This window comes from Streptomyces sp. NPDC001135, from assembly GCF_053598395.1.
The window spans coordinates 87875-101774 of record NZ_JBSFKD010000036.1 but is presented as its reverse complement, the minus strand read 5'-3'; the positions used below and the strand labels follow the sequence as shown (position 1 = coordinate 101774).

Below are 13900 nucleotides of genomic sequence, written 5' to 3'. Positions count from 1 at the left end.
CCGTCTGCCTGTACTCGCGTGACGGCCAGCTCACGCAGCTGTGCACGCCGGTACTCTTCAACTGACGGCCAGTGACAAGCAGGGGTGAGCCCGGTCCACGCAGAGCGAGGGGGCCCACCCCTGCTGCGCGTGGTCGTCCGATCAGCTCCAGGTGATCAGGCGGCGCGGGTGTTCCAGCACGGCGGCGACGTCCGCCACTTGGAGCCGAGTTCGCCGTCGATCAGGCGGTGGCCGAAGGCCGGTGGACGACCGGCCGTGCCTGCAGCAGATCCTGTTCGTGCTCTACACCGGCATGACCTGGCAGCAGCTGCCGCTGGAGCCGGGCTTCGGCTCCGGCCAGACCCGCTGGCGGCGGCCCGGCCGCTGGCAGCAGGCCCGGGCCGCGCCCCTCGCCCGGGGAAGGCGAGGGACGCGGCCCGGGCGGGTCGTCTCGCGGCTTCGTCAGGCCAGACGTCGGTCAACGGCCGCCTGTGACCGGCCCGGTCGGCGGTCAGGCGGAGGTCGTCCACCGCTGCTCGGCGCCGCCGTAACAGGACCACTGGACGACCGGGGCACCCGGCGTCGTGCTCGAGGCGCCGACCGCGGCGCACAGGCCGCCCGCCCGGCTCCACATCTGGGCGAAGCCCGTGTCCGGGTTCCGGTCGAAGTACCAGGTCTGCTCCGCCCCCCTTGTCGCAGCCGTACTGGATCAGCCGGACGCCGGCGTTCGGCGAACTCGCCGGACCGGCCGCGCACTTGCCGCTGTTCTTGTTCACAACCCCGTAGCCGCCGCCGGAGTTCGGCATGGGGTCAAGGCCCCAGTACTGCTCGGCGCCGCCGAAACAGGACCACCGGATGATCCCGGCCCCGCCCGCCGTGCTCCCGGCCCCGACCGCCGTGCTCCCCGCCCCGACCGCCGTGCTCCCCGCCCCGACCGCCGTGCTCCCCGCCCCGACCGCCGTGCTCCCCGCCCCGACCGCCGTGCTCCCGGCCCCGACCGACAGGCAACGCCGGCTGTTGTAGTTCCAGAGCTCCACGATCTCCCCGCCCTTGAGCGAGGAGGACGCGACCGCGGTCAGTGCCGACGCCGCAGCCGGCGTCACCCCCGCCGCAACACTGCCGCGGTGACCGCGCCGTCGAGCCGGTTCTGCAGAATCACGCCGATGACCGCAACGCCGAAGAGCGCACCGCCCCGCTGGCTCACGGCTGGAACACCGTGCAGTCCCAGTGCGGGGCGTCCTAGACGATGTCGGCGACGGTCTGCTCCAGCAACGGCTTCCACGGCACCAGGTGGGCCAGGTCCTTGCGCAGGATGCGCACCTCCAGGCCCTCGCGCGTCGCCTTACTGCAGGAGAAGGCGAGCCCGGTCAGGGGACCGGGGCGGTCAGGACGGCCTTGGCCACCAGCCGGAGATTCCTGATCATCGGATTTGGGTCGCCCCTGCGGCTGGCCAGGACAACCTGGCTAAAAGGAGCGCCCTCGATCGGGACGGTGACGAGGTTGGGGCGCAGTGAGCTACGCCGATCACCGACCGGTAGCACGGCGATCGCCTGGCCACTCGCGACGAGTTCGAGCTTGTCCTCGTAGCTCTCGATCGGCGGCACGCCAGCCCCGAGGATCCGGTAGGACGTCCAGTCCGCGGTCTCGAACGGGCACGGTGCCGCCTCTTGGCCAGCCAGTTCTTCCGCGGTCACCGACGGGCGGTCGGCCAAGGGATGGCCGCGCGGGACCACGAGCATCCGGGGCTCCTCGTACACAGGGGTGGTGACGACGTCGTCGTCGGCGAGCGGCAGCGGGGCCCGCGCGATCAGGGCGTCGACGCGCTTGTCGGACAGCGCCCCGACGTCGCGGCAGCTCAGGTACCGGGTGGCGATCTCGGCGTCCGGGTAACGGCGGCGCAGTTCCCGTACGGCGGCAGTGATGACCAGGTCTTCAACGTAGCCGATGGCGATTCGTTCCATCTCGGCTTGTTCACGCACGGCCAGTTCGGCCTGGCGGGCGGCCTGCAGCAGGGCTTGGGCCCGGGGCAGGAACCTCCGGCCTGCCGCAGTGAGCCGGGTGCCCTGGGGTCCGCGGTCCAGCAGTCGTGTGCCGAGATACCTTTCGAGCCGTTGGATCTGGCGGCTCAGCGCCGGCTGGGCCACGTGCAAGTCGGCGGCGGCCCGGCCGAAGTGCTGGTGCGCCGCCACCACGGTGAAGTAGCGCACCAGCCGCAGTTCCAGGTCCTGGCCGAGATCGTTCACCCTGGCAGCGTACGGGGCATGCCGTTTCGGAATGATCAGGTTGCCGAATCGGTCTTGGACGGCGATGCCGCGGTGGGCCTTGACTCAAGGAGCAACGTTTCCCCAAGAAGGCGACAGACGCGATGAAGGCAATCCAGTTCCACGAAGCCGGTGGGCCGGAAGTTTTGCAGTATGACGAGGTGCCGGTTCCCCAGATCGGCCCGGGCGAAGTGCTCGTCCGGGTGCACGCGGCGGGCATCAACCCGCCGGACTGGTACCTGCGTGAGGGGATGAAGGTCATGCCGGCCGAGATGAGGCCGGCCCTGGAGTTCCCTGTGATCCCCGGAACGGACATGTCGGGCGTGGTCCAGGCGGTCGCTGCGGACGTGCGGGGGTTCGCCGTCGGTGACGAGGTCTTCGGCATGCTGCGGTTCCCCGGATTCGACGGCCGGACGTACGCCGAGTACGTGGCCGCGCCGGCTTCTCACCTGGCTCACAAGCCGGCCGGTATCGACCACGTGCAGGCGGCTGGGGCGCCGATGGCCGTGCTTACGGCCTGGCAGTACCTGGTTGATCTCGGCCACGACGTGCCGTCTGCTTTCACCGGCCAGGTGCACCAGCCGGTGCCGATCACGCCAGGGATGACCGTTGTGGTCAACGGGGCCGCCGGTGCAGTGGGCCACTTCGCGGTGCAGCTGGCGAAATGGAAGGGAGCACACGTCATCGCGGTGGCCTCAAGCCGGCACGAGCAGTTCCTGCGCAAGCTCGGCGCCGATGAGTTCATCGACTACACCAGGACGCAGGCCGCGGACGTGGTCAGCGGTGTCGACCTGGTGATCGACACCGTCGGTGGCCCGGACAGCTCACGCTTCCTGACCGTACTCAAGCGCGGCGGCACCATGCTTCCGGTGTTCTTCGCCCCGTACGACCCGCAAGAGACTGCGCGCCTGGGCATCACGGTCTCGAACATTCAGGTGCGTTCCAACGGCCCCCAGCTCACCGAGATCGGGCGCCTGTTCGACGAGGGCAAGCTCCAGGTCGGGGTGGACAGCACCTACCCGCTGCCCGAGGCGGGCAGCGCACACATGCGAGCCGCGCAGGGCCACATACAAGGCAAGACCGTGCTGACGGTGGTCTCGTGATCGCCGAACTCCAGCAGGCCTGGCGCACTACGCCCACGCCCTGGACGAGCTGAATGTGCTCGAGCTGGAAGGGCTTCTGGCCGAAGACACCACCTGGACCTTTACGATGCCCGGACAGGCAGTGCCCGGCCCGGTCGCCGCACGCGCGGCGGTGCCCGGCTTCCTCCGTGACGGGCACACGGCCCAGACCGGAAGGGTGCGGCACCACCTGGGCAATGTCGTGGTCACGACGACGGATGCCGTCACCGCTGAGGTGCGGGCCTATCTGGTGCGGACGAGGAACACCGGCGAGAGCACCCACATGATCTCGACCGGGGTCTACACGTTCGGCCTGCGCCGCTCCGACGGTGGGTGGCGGATCGCCGAGCTCACCTTGACGCTGGACACCGCCGCTCGGGCGCAGCCAGGCAGTGTGTCCGGCGGATCGTGGGGTGCCTGCCAGCGCGCGGGTACCGATGGGGCCGACGACGAACGGTACGGGCCTGTTCAAGGGGAATGGCCGGCTGGTCGACGCGTTGTCGAACGCCAGCAGTTTCGGTCCCACTGACAGTGTCCGGTACGGGCCGAACCCGCCCCTACCCATGCGGCGTTCGAAGCGGTGCGGCCGCAGCCGAATCCGAGCGTCTTCTAGCCAGCGGGCCATGCCGATCGTACTTGCCGAGCCGTCTCGGCCAGGATCAGCCTGCCGGGCCGGGCCCGGACATCGACCTGGACGCCGGCACTCTGACTTTCAGGGGAGTTCATGCCTGACGCCCCTGGGCCAACGTCAACTCCGCCACCACGTCGGACCGTACATGCCACGATCGTGTGCCACCGGGAACCCATCCATGCCACGCGCCGGCTCCGGCTACGTCCAGCCGGCGCGGGGCGACCGTCAGCGGGCGATCGAGATCGCGAAGGGTGTGAATCCGCTGGACCGAATCACGTGCGGGACGAAGAGGATCGCGGCCTCGGTGGCGCGGGCGGTCTGGATCCCGCCGAGGTCGGTGACCCACTCCTTGTGCCAGCCGAGGTCGGTGAGCAGTTCGCGGACGGTCTGCTTGGCCCGCGGGTCGTCGCCGGAGAGGAACGCGGTCGGTGTCTGGGTGAGCGTGGCCGGCGCGGTCATCACCGGGAAGAGCATGGTGTTGAGGGTCTTGACGACGCGCGTTTCGGGAAGCGCTTCCTGGAGTTGCTCGGCGAGGCTTGAGCCGGGGTAGATCAGGCCGGCGGGCAGTCCGTCCGGTCCGTCGACGGTGGCGTTGGAGACGTCGACGAGGATCTTGCCGCGCAGTTCCTCGCACAGGGCGACGAGCCGGTCCAACGAGCCGGCGCCCGGGGTGGCGTTGATGACGATCCGGGCTGTGCGGGCGGCGCCGGCGGCGGCGCCCGGCGTACGGTCCGCGACGGTCACCTCATGCCCTGCCCGGGTGAGGGCTGTGGCCAGGTCGCCGCCGACACGGCCGTTTCCGAGAACTGCGATCGTGGTCATGATGATGTGCCCCTGTTCGTGGGTGCGGGCTGTGGTGCGCGGTCAGCGGGAGAGGGTGGCGACGGCCTGGGCGTGGACGCCGGGCGCGGCGGCCAGGAAGCTTTCGCTCTGCGGGGCCCAGGGGCGGCCCTCGGCGTCGGAGATCTGTCCGCCCGCCTCGCTGACGAGCAGCGCTCCGGGGAGCAGGTCCGCCCGGGCGCCGGCGAACTGCCAGAAGGCGTCGATCCGGCCGGCGGCCACATTCAGCAGGTGCAGAGTCGCGGGCACGGCGGTGCGGACGACGAGCGCGTCGAAGAGCATCGCGGTGATCGAGGAGCCGACGCGCCGCACGACCTTCTCGTCCTCGTCCGGCCGGGCCTGGCTGGTGGCCACGATGCTCAGGCCGAGGTCCGCGCTCTGGGAGACGCGCAGCGGCCGGCCGTCGAGGTGGGCGCCCGCGCCGGTGAGCGCGGTGTAGGTCTCGCCGGTCAACGGCAGGTGGACCGCGGTGAGCACGGGCTGGTTGTCACGCACGAGGGTGGCGGTCACCGCCCACTCCGGCAGGGCGTGCACGTGGTTGACGTTACCTTCGGCCGGATCCACGACCCACCATTCGCCGGGCGGCAGCGCCCCGCCGTCCAGCTCGTCCTCCACCCAGCCGACGCCCGGGCGCAGGCCCGTGAGGCGGGGGCGCAGGATGTCGAGGGCCATCTCGTCGTTGGCGGCGAGCGCGCGCATCAGCTCTTCGCGGGTCCGGTAGCGGACCACCTCGCCGAAGCGCTCGCGCAGCGCCGAACCCGCCTCACGCACGGCGATCGCGGTCTGGGCGAGCACGTCGGCGTCCAGGGCGGCGACGTCCGTGGTCTGAAGCGTTTCGGACATGGTGATACTCCCGTCTGAGGAGGGATGCTGAGGCCGGTCGAAGGCCGAACTGCGCGTTACTTCCTGCGCTTTCACCTCAACGGTATGCACCCCATTCATTAACTTCAAATGCATGTAAAGCACGGCTAGGGTTACTCACATGCAATTGGATTTGAATCTGCTCGCCGCGCTCGACGCGCTGCTGGAGGAGGGCAGTGTGGCCGGGGCGGCGGCACGCCTGCACGTCACCGCCCCCGCGATGAGCCGGAGTCTGGGCCGAATCCGTCGCACGACCGGGGATCAGATCCTGGTGCGCACCGGCCGCACGATGACCCCGACGCCGTACGCGATCGCCGTCCGGGAACAGGTGCACGAACTGCTGCACCAGGTCCAGGGGGTGCTGGCACCGAGCCGTGCACTCGATCTGGCAACACTGGAGCGCACCTTCACACTCCGCTGGCACGATTCCCTCGTCGCCCTGAGCGGCCCCGCACTACTCGCCGCCGTGCGCGGACAGGCGCCCGGCGTGCGATTGCGCTTCGTCGCGGAATCAAGCATCGACACCCCCGAGTTGCGACGCGGCGAGGTCGACCTGGAGGCGAACGCCAACCGGCCGAACGCACCGGACATCCGAGCCGAGAAGGTGGGTGAGACCCGCCTCGTCATCGTCGTGAGGCAGGGGCACCCCCTCACCCGCGTCAGGACCGTCACCGCGAAGCGGTACGCCGCCGCTGAGCACGTCACCGTCTCACGACGTGGAAACCTCACCAACGCCCTCGACGACGCCCTCGCACGGCTCGGCCTCACCCGCCGCGTCGTGGCGACCGCACCCACAGAAGCAGCCGCGCTGGAGTTCGCGCGCGCCTCCGACCTCCTGATCACCGTCCCCGAAACCACCACGCGGTCAGCGGTCGCCGACCCCGGCCTGGTCGCGCTCCCCCTCCCACTCGAACTGCCATCGGCACCGATATACCTGTCATGGCATCAGCGCTACGACACCGACCACGCCCACACCTGGCTACGCGGGCTGGCACGAACCACGCTGGCCATGAACGCAGCGTCCTAGCCGGCACCGCCCGGCCACTTCACCCAAAACATCCACCCGACCACCCCAACGCCGCACGACCGACCCCTGCCCGCACCCGCACCCGCACCCGCACCCGCACCCGCACCCGCACCAGAGCACCAACCCCCAGCCGGGGGCATACACAACCAACCTGAACAGGACCACGGCCGGCGGACGAAGCCCGAGCCGCCCGAGTGGATCTCGAGCTCGGCATCGGTATCGGCCGGCCACCGGTGCAGGGTCCACCGGGGCACCTGCCACATGGCAGGCAAACGACGACGATCCGTCGAACAGGACGAAGCCCGCCGTCTGCTCGCCGACTCCACCAGCGCCTGCACTCACTGCCGACCCGACGCAGGTCCCGGCATCATCGACTGACTGGTCCCAACAGAAGTCGTTGATCATGTGACTACCGGCGGGACTGTTCGCTGGTCAGGTCGTGGGGAAGCGTCAGTCGCGGCCGTGGATCGTGTCGGATGAACTGTGGTCGCCGGTCCAGCCGTTGCTGCCCGAGCCGGGACCGAAGCTGGTCTCAGGCCGGCCGCGGGTTCCGGACCGGCAGGCATTGTGCGGGATCCTGTTCGTGCTGCACACCGGGAGCCAGTGGGAGTACCTGCCCCAGGAGCTGGGCTTCGGTTCAGGCATGACCTGCTCACGGCGCCTGGCCGCCTGGAACGAAGCCGGCGTGCGGGACCCAGCTACACGTGGTCCTGCTGAAGAAGCTGCGCTCAGCGAAGAAGCTGGACTGGTCGTGGGCGGTGACCGACCCCTCCCACGTGCGGGCGGCCCGGCGGGGCCCAAAAGCGGTCCCAGCCCGGTCGACCGCGCACGTCCGGGCAGCAAGCACCACATCCTCACCGACGGCCAGGGCATCCCGCTCGCGGTATCACTGACTGGCGGCAACCGCAACGACGTCACCCAGCTGCTGCCCCTGCTGGACAAGGTCCCGGCCGTGGCCGGTGTCGTCGGCCGGCCCAGACGCCGGCCCGACATGCTGTTCGCAGACCGCGGCTACGACCACGACAAGTACCGCCGCCTCCTGCGGCAACGCGGGATCCGGCCCGTCATCGCTGAACGCGGCCGACAGCACGGCACGGGCCTTGGCACCTTCCGCTGGGTCGTGGAGCGGACCATCTCCTGGCTCCACGGCTTCCGCCGCCTGCGCATCCGCTGGGAGCGACGAGACGACATCCACGAGGCCTTCCTCGGCCTCGCCACCTGCCTCATCACCCACCGCCACGTCCAACGCCCTTGTTAGGACCTCTTAGACAACGGTCGGCTCCAGACAGCGTGCGCTGTCCGGAGCCGACCCTGAAAAGGGTGCGATCACGAAGGGCGGTCGCCTACACGGCGAAAGGCTCTGTGGGGCTTCAGCCGAACAATCGCCCCCGCAGGCAATAGATGAGGCCCCGAACACTGTCCCCTTCACCCTCACACCCTGTGCAACGACACACGCCCGGCGAACAATCCCTCGACCTGCCGCTGCCGCTCACGCATGCTGCTCAGCCCGGGCGCGGGTGGTGGCGAGACGGTAGGAGTCGGTGCCGGTCTCGATGATGTTGCCGCCGAAGGTGAGGCGGTCGACGATGGCCGCGCAGAGACGGGGGTCGGTGAAGGTCTTGGTCCAACCGCTGAAGGACTCGTTGGAGGCGATGGCGACGCTGTTCTTCTCCTCGCGTTCGGTCAGGACCTGGAAGAGGAGTTCGGCGCCGCCGGGGTCGAGTTCCATGTAGCCGAGTTCGTCGATGCAGAGCAGGTCGACGCGGCCGCAACGGGCGATGGTCTCGGTCAGCTGCTTCTCGTCAGCGGCTTCGACCAGTTCGTTGACCAGCTTGGTCGCCAGGACGTACTTGACCCGGTAGCCGGCCATCGCGGCCTCGGTGCCCAGTGCGATCAGCAGGTGAGGCTTGCCTGTGCCGGAGTCGCCGATGAGGCAGAGGGGCAGGCCCTTCTTGATCCATTCGCACTTGGCGAGGGTGTGGATCATGGCTGCGTCGATGTTGGGGTTGGCCTCGAAGCCGAACTTCCGCAAGGACTTGTCGCGGGGGAAGCCTGCCGCCTTGATGCGGCGCTCGGAGCAGCGGCGGGCCCGGTCGTCGCACTCGGCCAGCAAGAGCTCGGCGAGGAAGCCGAGGTAGGACAACGGCGAACTGCTACGGCGGCCGGTAGGCCGCCCCCTCGTGAAGACGCCAGAGGCAAGGGCCACCCGGAAGGGCGGCACAGCGCAGTGCCGGCACGAAGAAGGGGCGGCCTTGGGGGCCGCCCCTTCAGGCCTTCGTGGCGAAGGCCAAGGTCAAGGAGGAGGGCGCGCCTTACTGCCCACCATGGTCACCTCCGCCGCTCGAATAGGCGGATGATGCGGAAGGCCAGAAGGCGCGCATCACGCCTCCTCTCCGGGCGCCTTGACCACACTGCCGGCATGAAGAGGCCGACTAGCACGATCAGGGCCAGAGCGAGGAGCGCGAGTGCAACCTGTGGAGCTACTCCGAGAATGGCTGCGGCGCCGCTGGTGCCGAGCGCGCCCAGCAGCCCCCGGCTCACGGGTCAGTGGTGTGCGCCATCACACAATATCCCTTCGTCCCTGAGCGGCGGGTAGCCGCTCTGTCTAGAGTGCTCTACCCCCTGCAATCTTCGAGGGCCCGCCGACCGTGTCTCCTTAACTTTCGAGTGAGGGACGAACCTGCGCCGGAGGAAGGTGCTGGCGTTCACGCTCCATCCGGGCCATCGATCCCGATCGGTCCGACGAGTTGGCACTGTTCGCAATAATCTTGCACAGGGAGGACGTCATTAAACTCTGAACTCCGTTCCCCACGCGCACCGTTGATGGATCGATGACTCACTGGTCGACTCTGGAACCGTGGCAGAATCCGAGCTGCTAAGTCCCGGCGGCCCCTCTTCTGTCGCCGACCGGGTCATACCACCACTCATCCCCAGGTGTCGACGCAAGACGGCGCGAGACCGCACGCAAGCACATCAGGGTGAGGATGCGGGTGGCGAACTGCCCGCGGCCCTCCGGGCCTCCCAGGGCGCGGGCGGTGGCGGACTGGGCGACCAGGAGCACGTGCATGCGCAGCTAGCGGCCCATGTAGAGGATCTCGTTGAGGGCGTCGGCGGCCGGGGAGACCTTCGGGTCGCCGGACTCGCGGATCTTCTCCCAGTAGCGGGCCAGCTGCTTCATGGTGGCATTGATCTCTTCGAGGAGGATCAGCACCCGTGGGCCGATGGCCTTCGGGTCGGCGTCGATGCCGAGTTCGTCGGCGATCCGGGTGCGCAGCCGACCTATCTGCCCGAGCTCGATGAGCTGGTCGTGGATGTCGGCGATGTCGCGGCAGTACGTGACGCCGTCGATGCCGTGGGCCCACGGGTGGGAGATGCGCTTGGTGTCGAGGACGAACACGAGCGAGCCGTGGTGAAGCATCTGGCAGACGATGCAGCACAGCCGCCGCCGGTGGAGGCGTTGACCAGGATGTGCGGGGAGTCGGCGTCCAGGTCGACGGAGACGATCCGCCCGCCGGTGCCGAGCCCGATGATGGGCGCGGACTCCGGGGCCTTGACCACCAGCTCGCGGACCTTGGGGTTTTTGAAGGGGGCCTTCGCCGGGAGCGGTCTTCTTCACCCGCACGTACGGCTTGCTGCCCTTGGGGTGCCGGTCGAACGTCACGCCCTCCAGTGCGAGTTTCTGCGTGATGCGGTCCGCGATGACGTCGCGGGAGAAGTCCAGGTGCCCCGGCAGGTCGATCCGTATCTCCGCGTCGTCGTCGGAGAAGTTCTTCGGGATGTGCGGGTAGCGGCGCGGGTCGGTCTGCTCTGCCAGCCCGAGCGGCCGGTGGATGGGTTCGTGCAGCGGGACGACCCACTCGCGCATCAGCTCCCGGCGCTCGCGGGTCAGCGCCATGTACGCCGCGGTGCCCACGGTCAGCACGGAGGCCGCGCCGATGCCGCTGCTCTCCAGCGTCGCCAGGACCTGCTCCCGGTTGTGCCACAGCTCCTGGGTGTTCTGCACGGTGGCGTCCAGGTCCTGGGTGGCCAGGTAGCCGATCTCCCAGACGCCGGCCCCCAGTGCGATGCGGAAGGACAGGCGTCGCCATCCGGGCTTGTAGGAGCGGCGCCGGACCTTGCCCTCCACCTTCGGCAGGACGCGGGTGCCCGCGCGCCAGACGTGGCGTCGGTCCGCTTCACGCCGTCCAGGTCCCGGCCGGCCAGAACGCGGCCAATGCCGCGCACGAGGGAGTCCATGGACTCCTCCAGCTGCTTGTCGAACTTCGTCTGCGCCATGCCGTCGAGCGCCCTTCGTGCCAGGTGTGCGTGGGCCGTCACGGTGCTGCCGGAAGCGGACACCCACGCCGGACGAGGACGCTAAAACGATCTCCCTGTGGACAGATTCCTGTGACGGCACACAGGTCGTCGGGAGCGGCGGGATCCAGCTCCGGCTCCCCGGCCAGCCCCTTCCGCGAGATGCAGCCGTCATTGCGAACGGCGCATTTACCGAGATCCGTTGGGTGCGCTCAGCAATCTGCAGCGGCCAAAATTGCTGCCGCCGAAAAAACTTGGAGCGGTGTGTGACATTCACACTTCTGCTCTGCACATGACTCTGTACAACCAGGCGACTGCTTGTGACCTGCGCGCGTCGTAAGAGCCCGCATGACCGTCGAAGGCTACGTGGACACCGAGATCGCGGACGCGCTGAACATCACCCACGCCGCGGTCCGTATGCGCAAGACCCGCTTCCGTGGCGTCCTGTACGACGCGGCCCGCGAGCGGCGTATCTGGATCCCCGAGCAGCTTCACACCAAGGCCGGTACCCACCTGCGCAAGCAGCGGGGTGCCGCGTGACCGTGCAGCTGCTCGTGGTCCTGATGCTCGTGCTGGGCATGTGCGTCCTCTTCTCCGCACTCGCCGGCCTTGCCCAGGGCTTCCTTTGGGCTTGCCCGCGTGGTCGGTCGCCGCGGCTTGCCCGGGTCAGGTGCGGAAGCGGGAGAGCCAGCCGCCGCCCCCTGCGGCCCGGCCAGGGCGAGGTCAGCCAGGCCTGCCGCGTTTGCTGCTCATCCCGCTCCCGCCGCACCACCGCGCGGTCCGGCAGGACCCTTCCGACCTGAAGGTCCCGGCGCACCACCCGGTGCAACGACGCCAGCGAGGGCACCTGGCCCCCGGCCTCCTTCATATGCCGGTGCAGCGCCGCCACGTTCCCGCCCGCCTGCGCCAGCACCTCCCACGCCTGGTCGGACACCTCCAGCCGGGCCCGCGGCCTGCGCTCCATGCGGCCCTCGGTCCGCGCCGCCTCCAGCCAGCGCCACACCGTGCGCACATTCACTCCGCCGACCTGGGCGCCCGCACGCACATGCGCCGTCGTCAACGCCCCGGCCGCATCGAGCTCCAGCAGCCGCGCAACCAGCACCGGCCTGGACACCCTCAGCTCCGCCGTGACTTCACCCCACGCCCCGGCTCCCCCACCGCACACCCTTCCGCCCACGGAAACCGTCACCGACCACCGTGCCGCCGTGCAGTCCTCGGAAGGATCAGAAGTGCCGTTCTCAAGACAGTGGAGCGGAGTGGGGTGTCCCGCCCCATGACAGCCGCGGCCGCCGCACGCACCGCCCCACGGCAGTGACCCCGCCCTTCCTCAGCACCCCACCAGCGAAGACACCCAGTTCTGACGTGCCGTCACTGACACCCACCCACGGACACCAAACCAGTGCTCGACGCGGGAGTTGGGGGGCTGGTCGACCATGACGGAGCTGCCACCTTGCCGTTGGTGCGCGCGATCAACCGGTCAATGCCTTTACTTCCTTATCCACGGAGTCGGCAGCAGGGGTCAGGTCCCCGTCGAGCGAGTCCAGAATCAGTCCAAGGGCGGCTTGCGGGTAGTACTCGCGTCCGTGCAGCGGCCTGTGGCCTGCGCCCTTGAGGCGCGCCAGCATCCCATTCTCCGCCTCTCGGGCAACCCCCTCAGGAAGGCCGGTGAAGAGCCGATGTCGGGTGTTGTAGCCGTCGCGGGACCAGCGACAACACCCCAACCTGACAAGCCGTCACCGCCACCCACCCACTGACACCAACCCGGCACATCGCACCGGAAGTCTCAGCGTCTTCAAGGAACACGACCAGGTCGTGGTCGCTGTAGGCGGTGCCGAGGTCTCCCGTCCGACCGCAGCAGTGCACGATGACTCTCCGATCGCCCGTTCCGGCAGGCCGGTGCACGACGATCGGCACGATGGTCACGCCCCCCAGCGTGCCCCGAGCCGGTTCGGTGGGCGAGCCGGCCCAGGGCGGTCAGGGAGTGTCGCCGGTCCAATCGAAGCGGGCCGGGTCGCCGGGGCGCGGGTCGTACATGGCCCGGCCGCCTGCGCCGAACTGCCCCAGCTCGGTCTGGAGGATGACGCCGGTGTCGATCTCGTCCTGCGTCCAACCGGTGATGTCGAGCAGCAGGCCGTCCAGCGGGCCGCCGACCAGTTCGGCGTAGGCCCGGCCGGGCTTCGGTCCGGGCCTGGGATGGTCGTGGTCTTCTCCGTAGACCCGACCGCGCAGCAACTCCTCATCCCTGTCCATGGGTACCAGCCTCCCAGCCGCCACCGACAGCGCGGGCTTGCCCAGGGGCACCCTGGGCTTGCCCACACCATCGGCGAAAGGCTTGCCCTGGTCAGCCGCGGAAGCGTGAGAGCCAGGTGCCGCCGGCCTTCTGCTCGGGCACAGCCTGGTCCTGGTACTCGGGCTCGGTGTACTCGGCTTGGCGTTCGGCGGTGATGGCCCGCTGCATGCAGTCGTCGCACAGGTGCGGGTGGGTCTCCCGTGGGACATCCCACCCGGCGGGCTCAATGGCCTTCCACCGTTCGTCGCTGAACCTGGCGCCACAGCCGGCACACACGGGACGGCGGACCTCCCGCTCGGCCCTCTGCTGGACGGCCGCGCGGCACAGCTGCTCCTTGCACTCCCGCTCGCGGGCCTCGTACTCGGCCTGCTGGCGGGCGTCGTGGGCTTCGCGGCGGGGGTTGCCGATCGCCTCCAGGAACGTCTGGTTCCGCGGGCGGCCGAAGCGTCTAAAGATCGCCCCGGCCGGACCGTGCTCCTTCAGCTGCTTCATGCCGGTGACCACGATGGGCAGCTTGCCGTCGTACATGTGGAAACCGTCGTGCGCCTCGCCCTTCCGGCGTGCTTTACTCACAGAGCGTGATCATGGTTCTATCCT

13 protein-coding genes and 3 pseudogenes are annotated in these 13900 nt (G+C 69.3%); 7 read left to right on the top strand and 9 right to left on the bottom strand.

Translation table 11 applies throughout. The features are described 5' to 3' along the window. Positions 1–211: 211 nt before the first annotated feature. Positions 212–376: pseudogene (locus tag ACWC94_RS33885) on the top strand (transposase); the annotation flags it as partial. 114 nt (positions 377–490) lie between these two features. Here ACWC94_RS33885 and ACWC94_RS33880 read toward each other — a convergent pair. From ACWC94_RS33880 to ACWC94_RS33870, 3 genes and pseudogenes are all read right to left on the bottom strand, one after another. Next, positions 491–649: pseudogene (locus ACWC94_RS33880) on the bottom strand (RICIN domain-containing protein); the annotation flags it as partial. A gap of 91 nt (positions 650–740) precedes the next feature. Then, positions 741–1016, bottom strand: a pseudogene (locus ACWC94_RS33875) (hypothetical protein); the annotation flags it as partial. Between the two features lie 330 nt (positions 1017–1346). Beyond that, complete coding sequence (locus ACWC94_RS33870) at positions 1347–2222, bottom strand: LysR family transcriptional regulator (protein WP_450801127.1); 876 nt, start codon at positions 2220–2222, stop codon at positions 1347–1349. A gap of 122 nt (positions 2223–2344) precedes the next feature. Between ACWC94_RS33870 and ACWC94_RS33865 the strand changes: the two genes are divergently transcribed. Both ACWC94_RS33865 and ACWC94_RS33860 read left to right on the top strand, forming a co-directional pair. Beyond that, positions 2345–3343 carry an NADP-dependent oxidoreductase gene (locus tag ACWC94_RS33865; protein WP_450801126.1) on the top strand — a complete coding sequence of 333 codons (999 nt, stop codon included), beginning with the start codon at positions 2345–2347 and terminating at the stop codon, positions 3341–3343. 55 nt (positions 3344–3398) lie between these two features. Continuing rightward, positions 3399–3890 (top strand): nuclear transport factor 2 family protein, encoded by a 492-nt coding sequence (locus ACWC94_RS33860; RefSeq protein ID WP_450801125.1) that lies wholly within the window; start codon positions 3399–3401, stop codon positions 3888–3890. Between the two features lie 327 nt (positions 3891–4217). On the opposite strand, the gene ACWC94_RS33855 is transcribed toward ACWC94_RS33860, so the two are convergent. Both ACWC94_RS33855 and ACWC94_RS33850 read right to left on the bottom strand, forming a co-directional pair. Further along, positions 4218–4814 (bottom strand): NADPH-dependent F420 reductase, encoded by a 597-nt coding sequence (locus tag ACWC94_RS33855; RefSeq protein WP_450801124.1) that lies wholly within the window; start codon positions 4812–4814, stop codon positions 4218–4220. 42 nt (positions 4815–4856) lie between these two features. Next, positions 4857–5675 carry a 3'(2'),5'-bisphosphate nucleotidase CysQ gene (locus ACWC94_RS33850; RefSeq protein WP_450801123.1) on the bottom strand — a complete coding sequence of 273 codons (819 nt, stop codon included), beginning with the start codon at positions 5673–5675 and terminating at the stop codon, positions 4857–4859. A 139-nt stretch (positions 5676–5814) separates the two neighbouring features. Here ACWC94_RS33850 and ACWC94_RS33845 point away from each other — a divergent pair, with 139 nt between their 5' ends. The 3 genes from ACWC94_RS33845 (at position 5815) to ACWC94_RS33835 (ending at position 7978) form a co-directional block, all read left to right on the top strand. Beyond that, on the top strand, positions 5815–6720 hold the full coding sequence (locus ACWC94_RS33845; protein ID WP_450801122.1) for a LysR family transcriptional regulator: 906 nt from the start codon (positions 5815–5817) through the stop codon (positions 6718–6720). Positions 6721–6750: 30 nt separating this feature from the next. Continuing rightward, the gene (locus ACWC94_RS33840; RefSeq protein ID WP_450801129.1) at positions 6751–7098 is read left to right on the top strand and encodes a DUF6233 domain-containing protein; all 348 of its coding nucleotides are present in this window, start codon (positions 6751–6753) and stop codon (positions 7096–7098) included. A gap of 61 nt (positions 7099–7159) precedes the next feature. After that, the gene (locus ACWC94_RS33835) at positions 7160–7978 is read left to right on the top strand and encodes an IS5 family transposase (RefSeq protein WP_450801121.1); all 819 of its coding nucleotides are present in this window, start codon (positions 7160–7162) and stop codon (positions 7976–7978) included. Positions 7979–8209: 231 nt separating this feature from the next. Here the strand turns inward: ACWC94_RS33835 and istB are convergent, their stop codons facing one another. Further along, positions 8210–8941 (bottom strand): IS21-like element helper ATPase IstB, encoded by a 732-nt coding sequence (istB, locus tag ACWC94_RS33830; protein WP_450801120.1) that lies wholly within the window; start codon positions 8939–8941, stop codon positions 8210–8212. Positions 8942–9793: 852 nt separating this feature from the next. Then, complete coding sequence (locus ACWC94_RS33825; RefSeq protein ID WP_450801119.1) at positions 9794–10846, bottom strand: hypothetical protein; 1053 nt, start codon at positions 10844–10846, stop codon at positions 9794–9796. Between the two features lie 515 nt (positions 10847–11361). Here ACWC94_RS33825 and ACWC94_RS33820 point away from each other — a divergent pair. After that, positions 11362–11553, top strand: a complete 192-nt coding sequence (locus tag ACWC94_RS33820; protein WP_450801118.1) for a hypothetical protein — start codon at positions 11362–11364, stop codon at positions 11551–11553. Positions 11554–12987: 1434 nt separating this feature from the next. Here ACWC94_RS33820 and ACWC94_RS33815 read toward each other — a convergent pair. Both ACWC94_RS33815 and ACWC94_RS33810 read right to left on the bottom strand, forming a co-directional pair. After that, positions 12988–13263, bottom strand: coding sequence for a hypothetical protein (locus ACWC94_RS33815; protein WP_450801117.1), 276 nt, complete (start codon positions 13261–13263; stop codon positions 12988–12990). 91 nt (positions 13264–13354) lie between these two features. Then, positions 13355–13876, bottom strand: a complete 522-nt coding sequence (locus ACWC94_RS33810; protein ID WP_450801116.1) for a hypothetical protein — start codon at positions 13874–13876, stop codon at positions 13355–13357. Positions 13877–13900 lie beyond the last annotated feature (24 nt).

Coding starts and splice junctions, on each gene's coding strand:
- ACWC94_RS33815 (WP_450801117.1), bottom strand. CDS start 13,263: ATGGACAGGGATGAGGAGTTGCTGCGCGGTCGGGTCTACGGAGAAGAC.
- ACWC94_RS33855 (WP_450801124.1), bottom strand. CDS start 4,814: ATGACCACGATCGCAGTTCTCGGAAACGGCCGTGTCGGCGGCGACCTG.
- ACWC94_RS33850 (WP_450801123.1), bottom strand. CDS start 5,675: ATGTCCGAAACGCTTCAGACCACGGACGTCGCCGCCCTGGACGCCGAC.
- ACWC94_RS33845 (WP_450801122.1), top strand. CDS start 5,815: ATGCAATTGGATTTGAATCTGCTCGCCGCGCTCGACGCGCTGCTGGAG.
- ACWC94_RS33865 (WP_450801126.1), top strand. CDS start 2,345: ATGAAGGCAATCCAGTTCCACGAAGCCGGTGGGCCGGAAGTTTTGCAG.
- ACWC94_RS33820 (WP_450801118.1), top strand. CDS start 11,362: ATGACCGTCGAAGGCTACGTGGACACCGAGATCGCGGACGCGCTGAAC.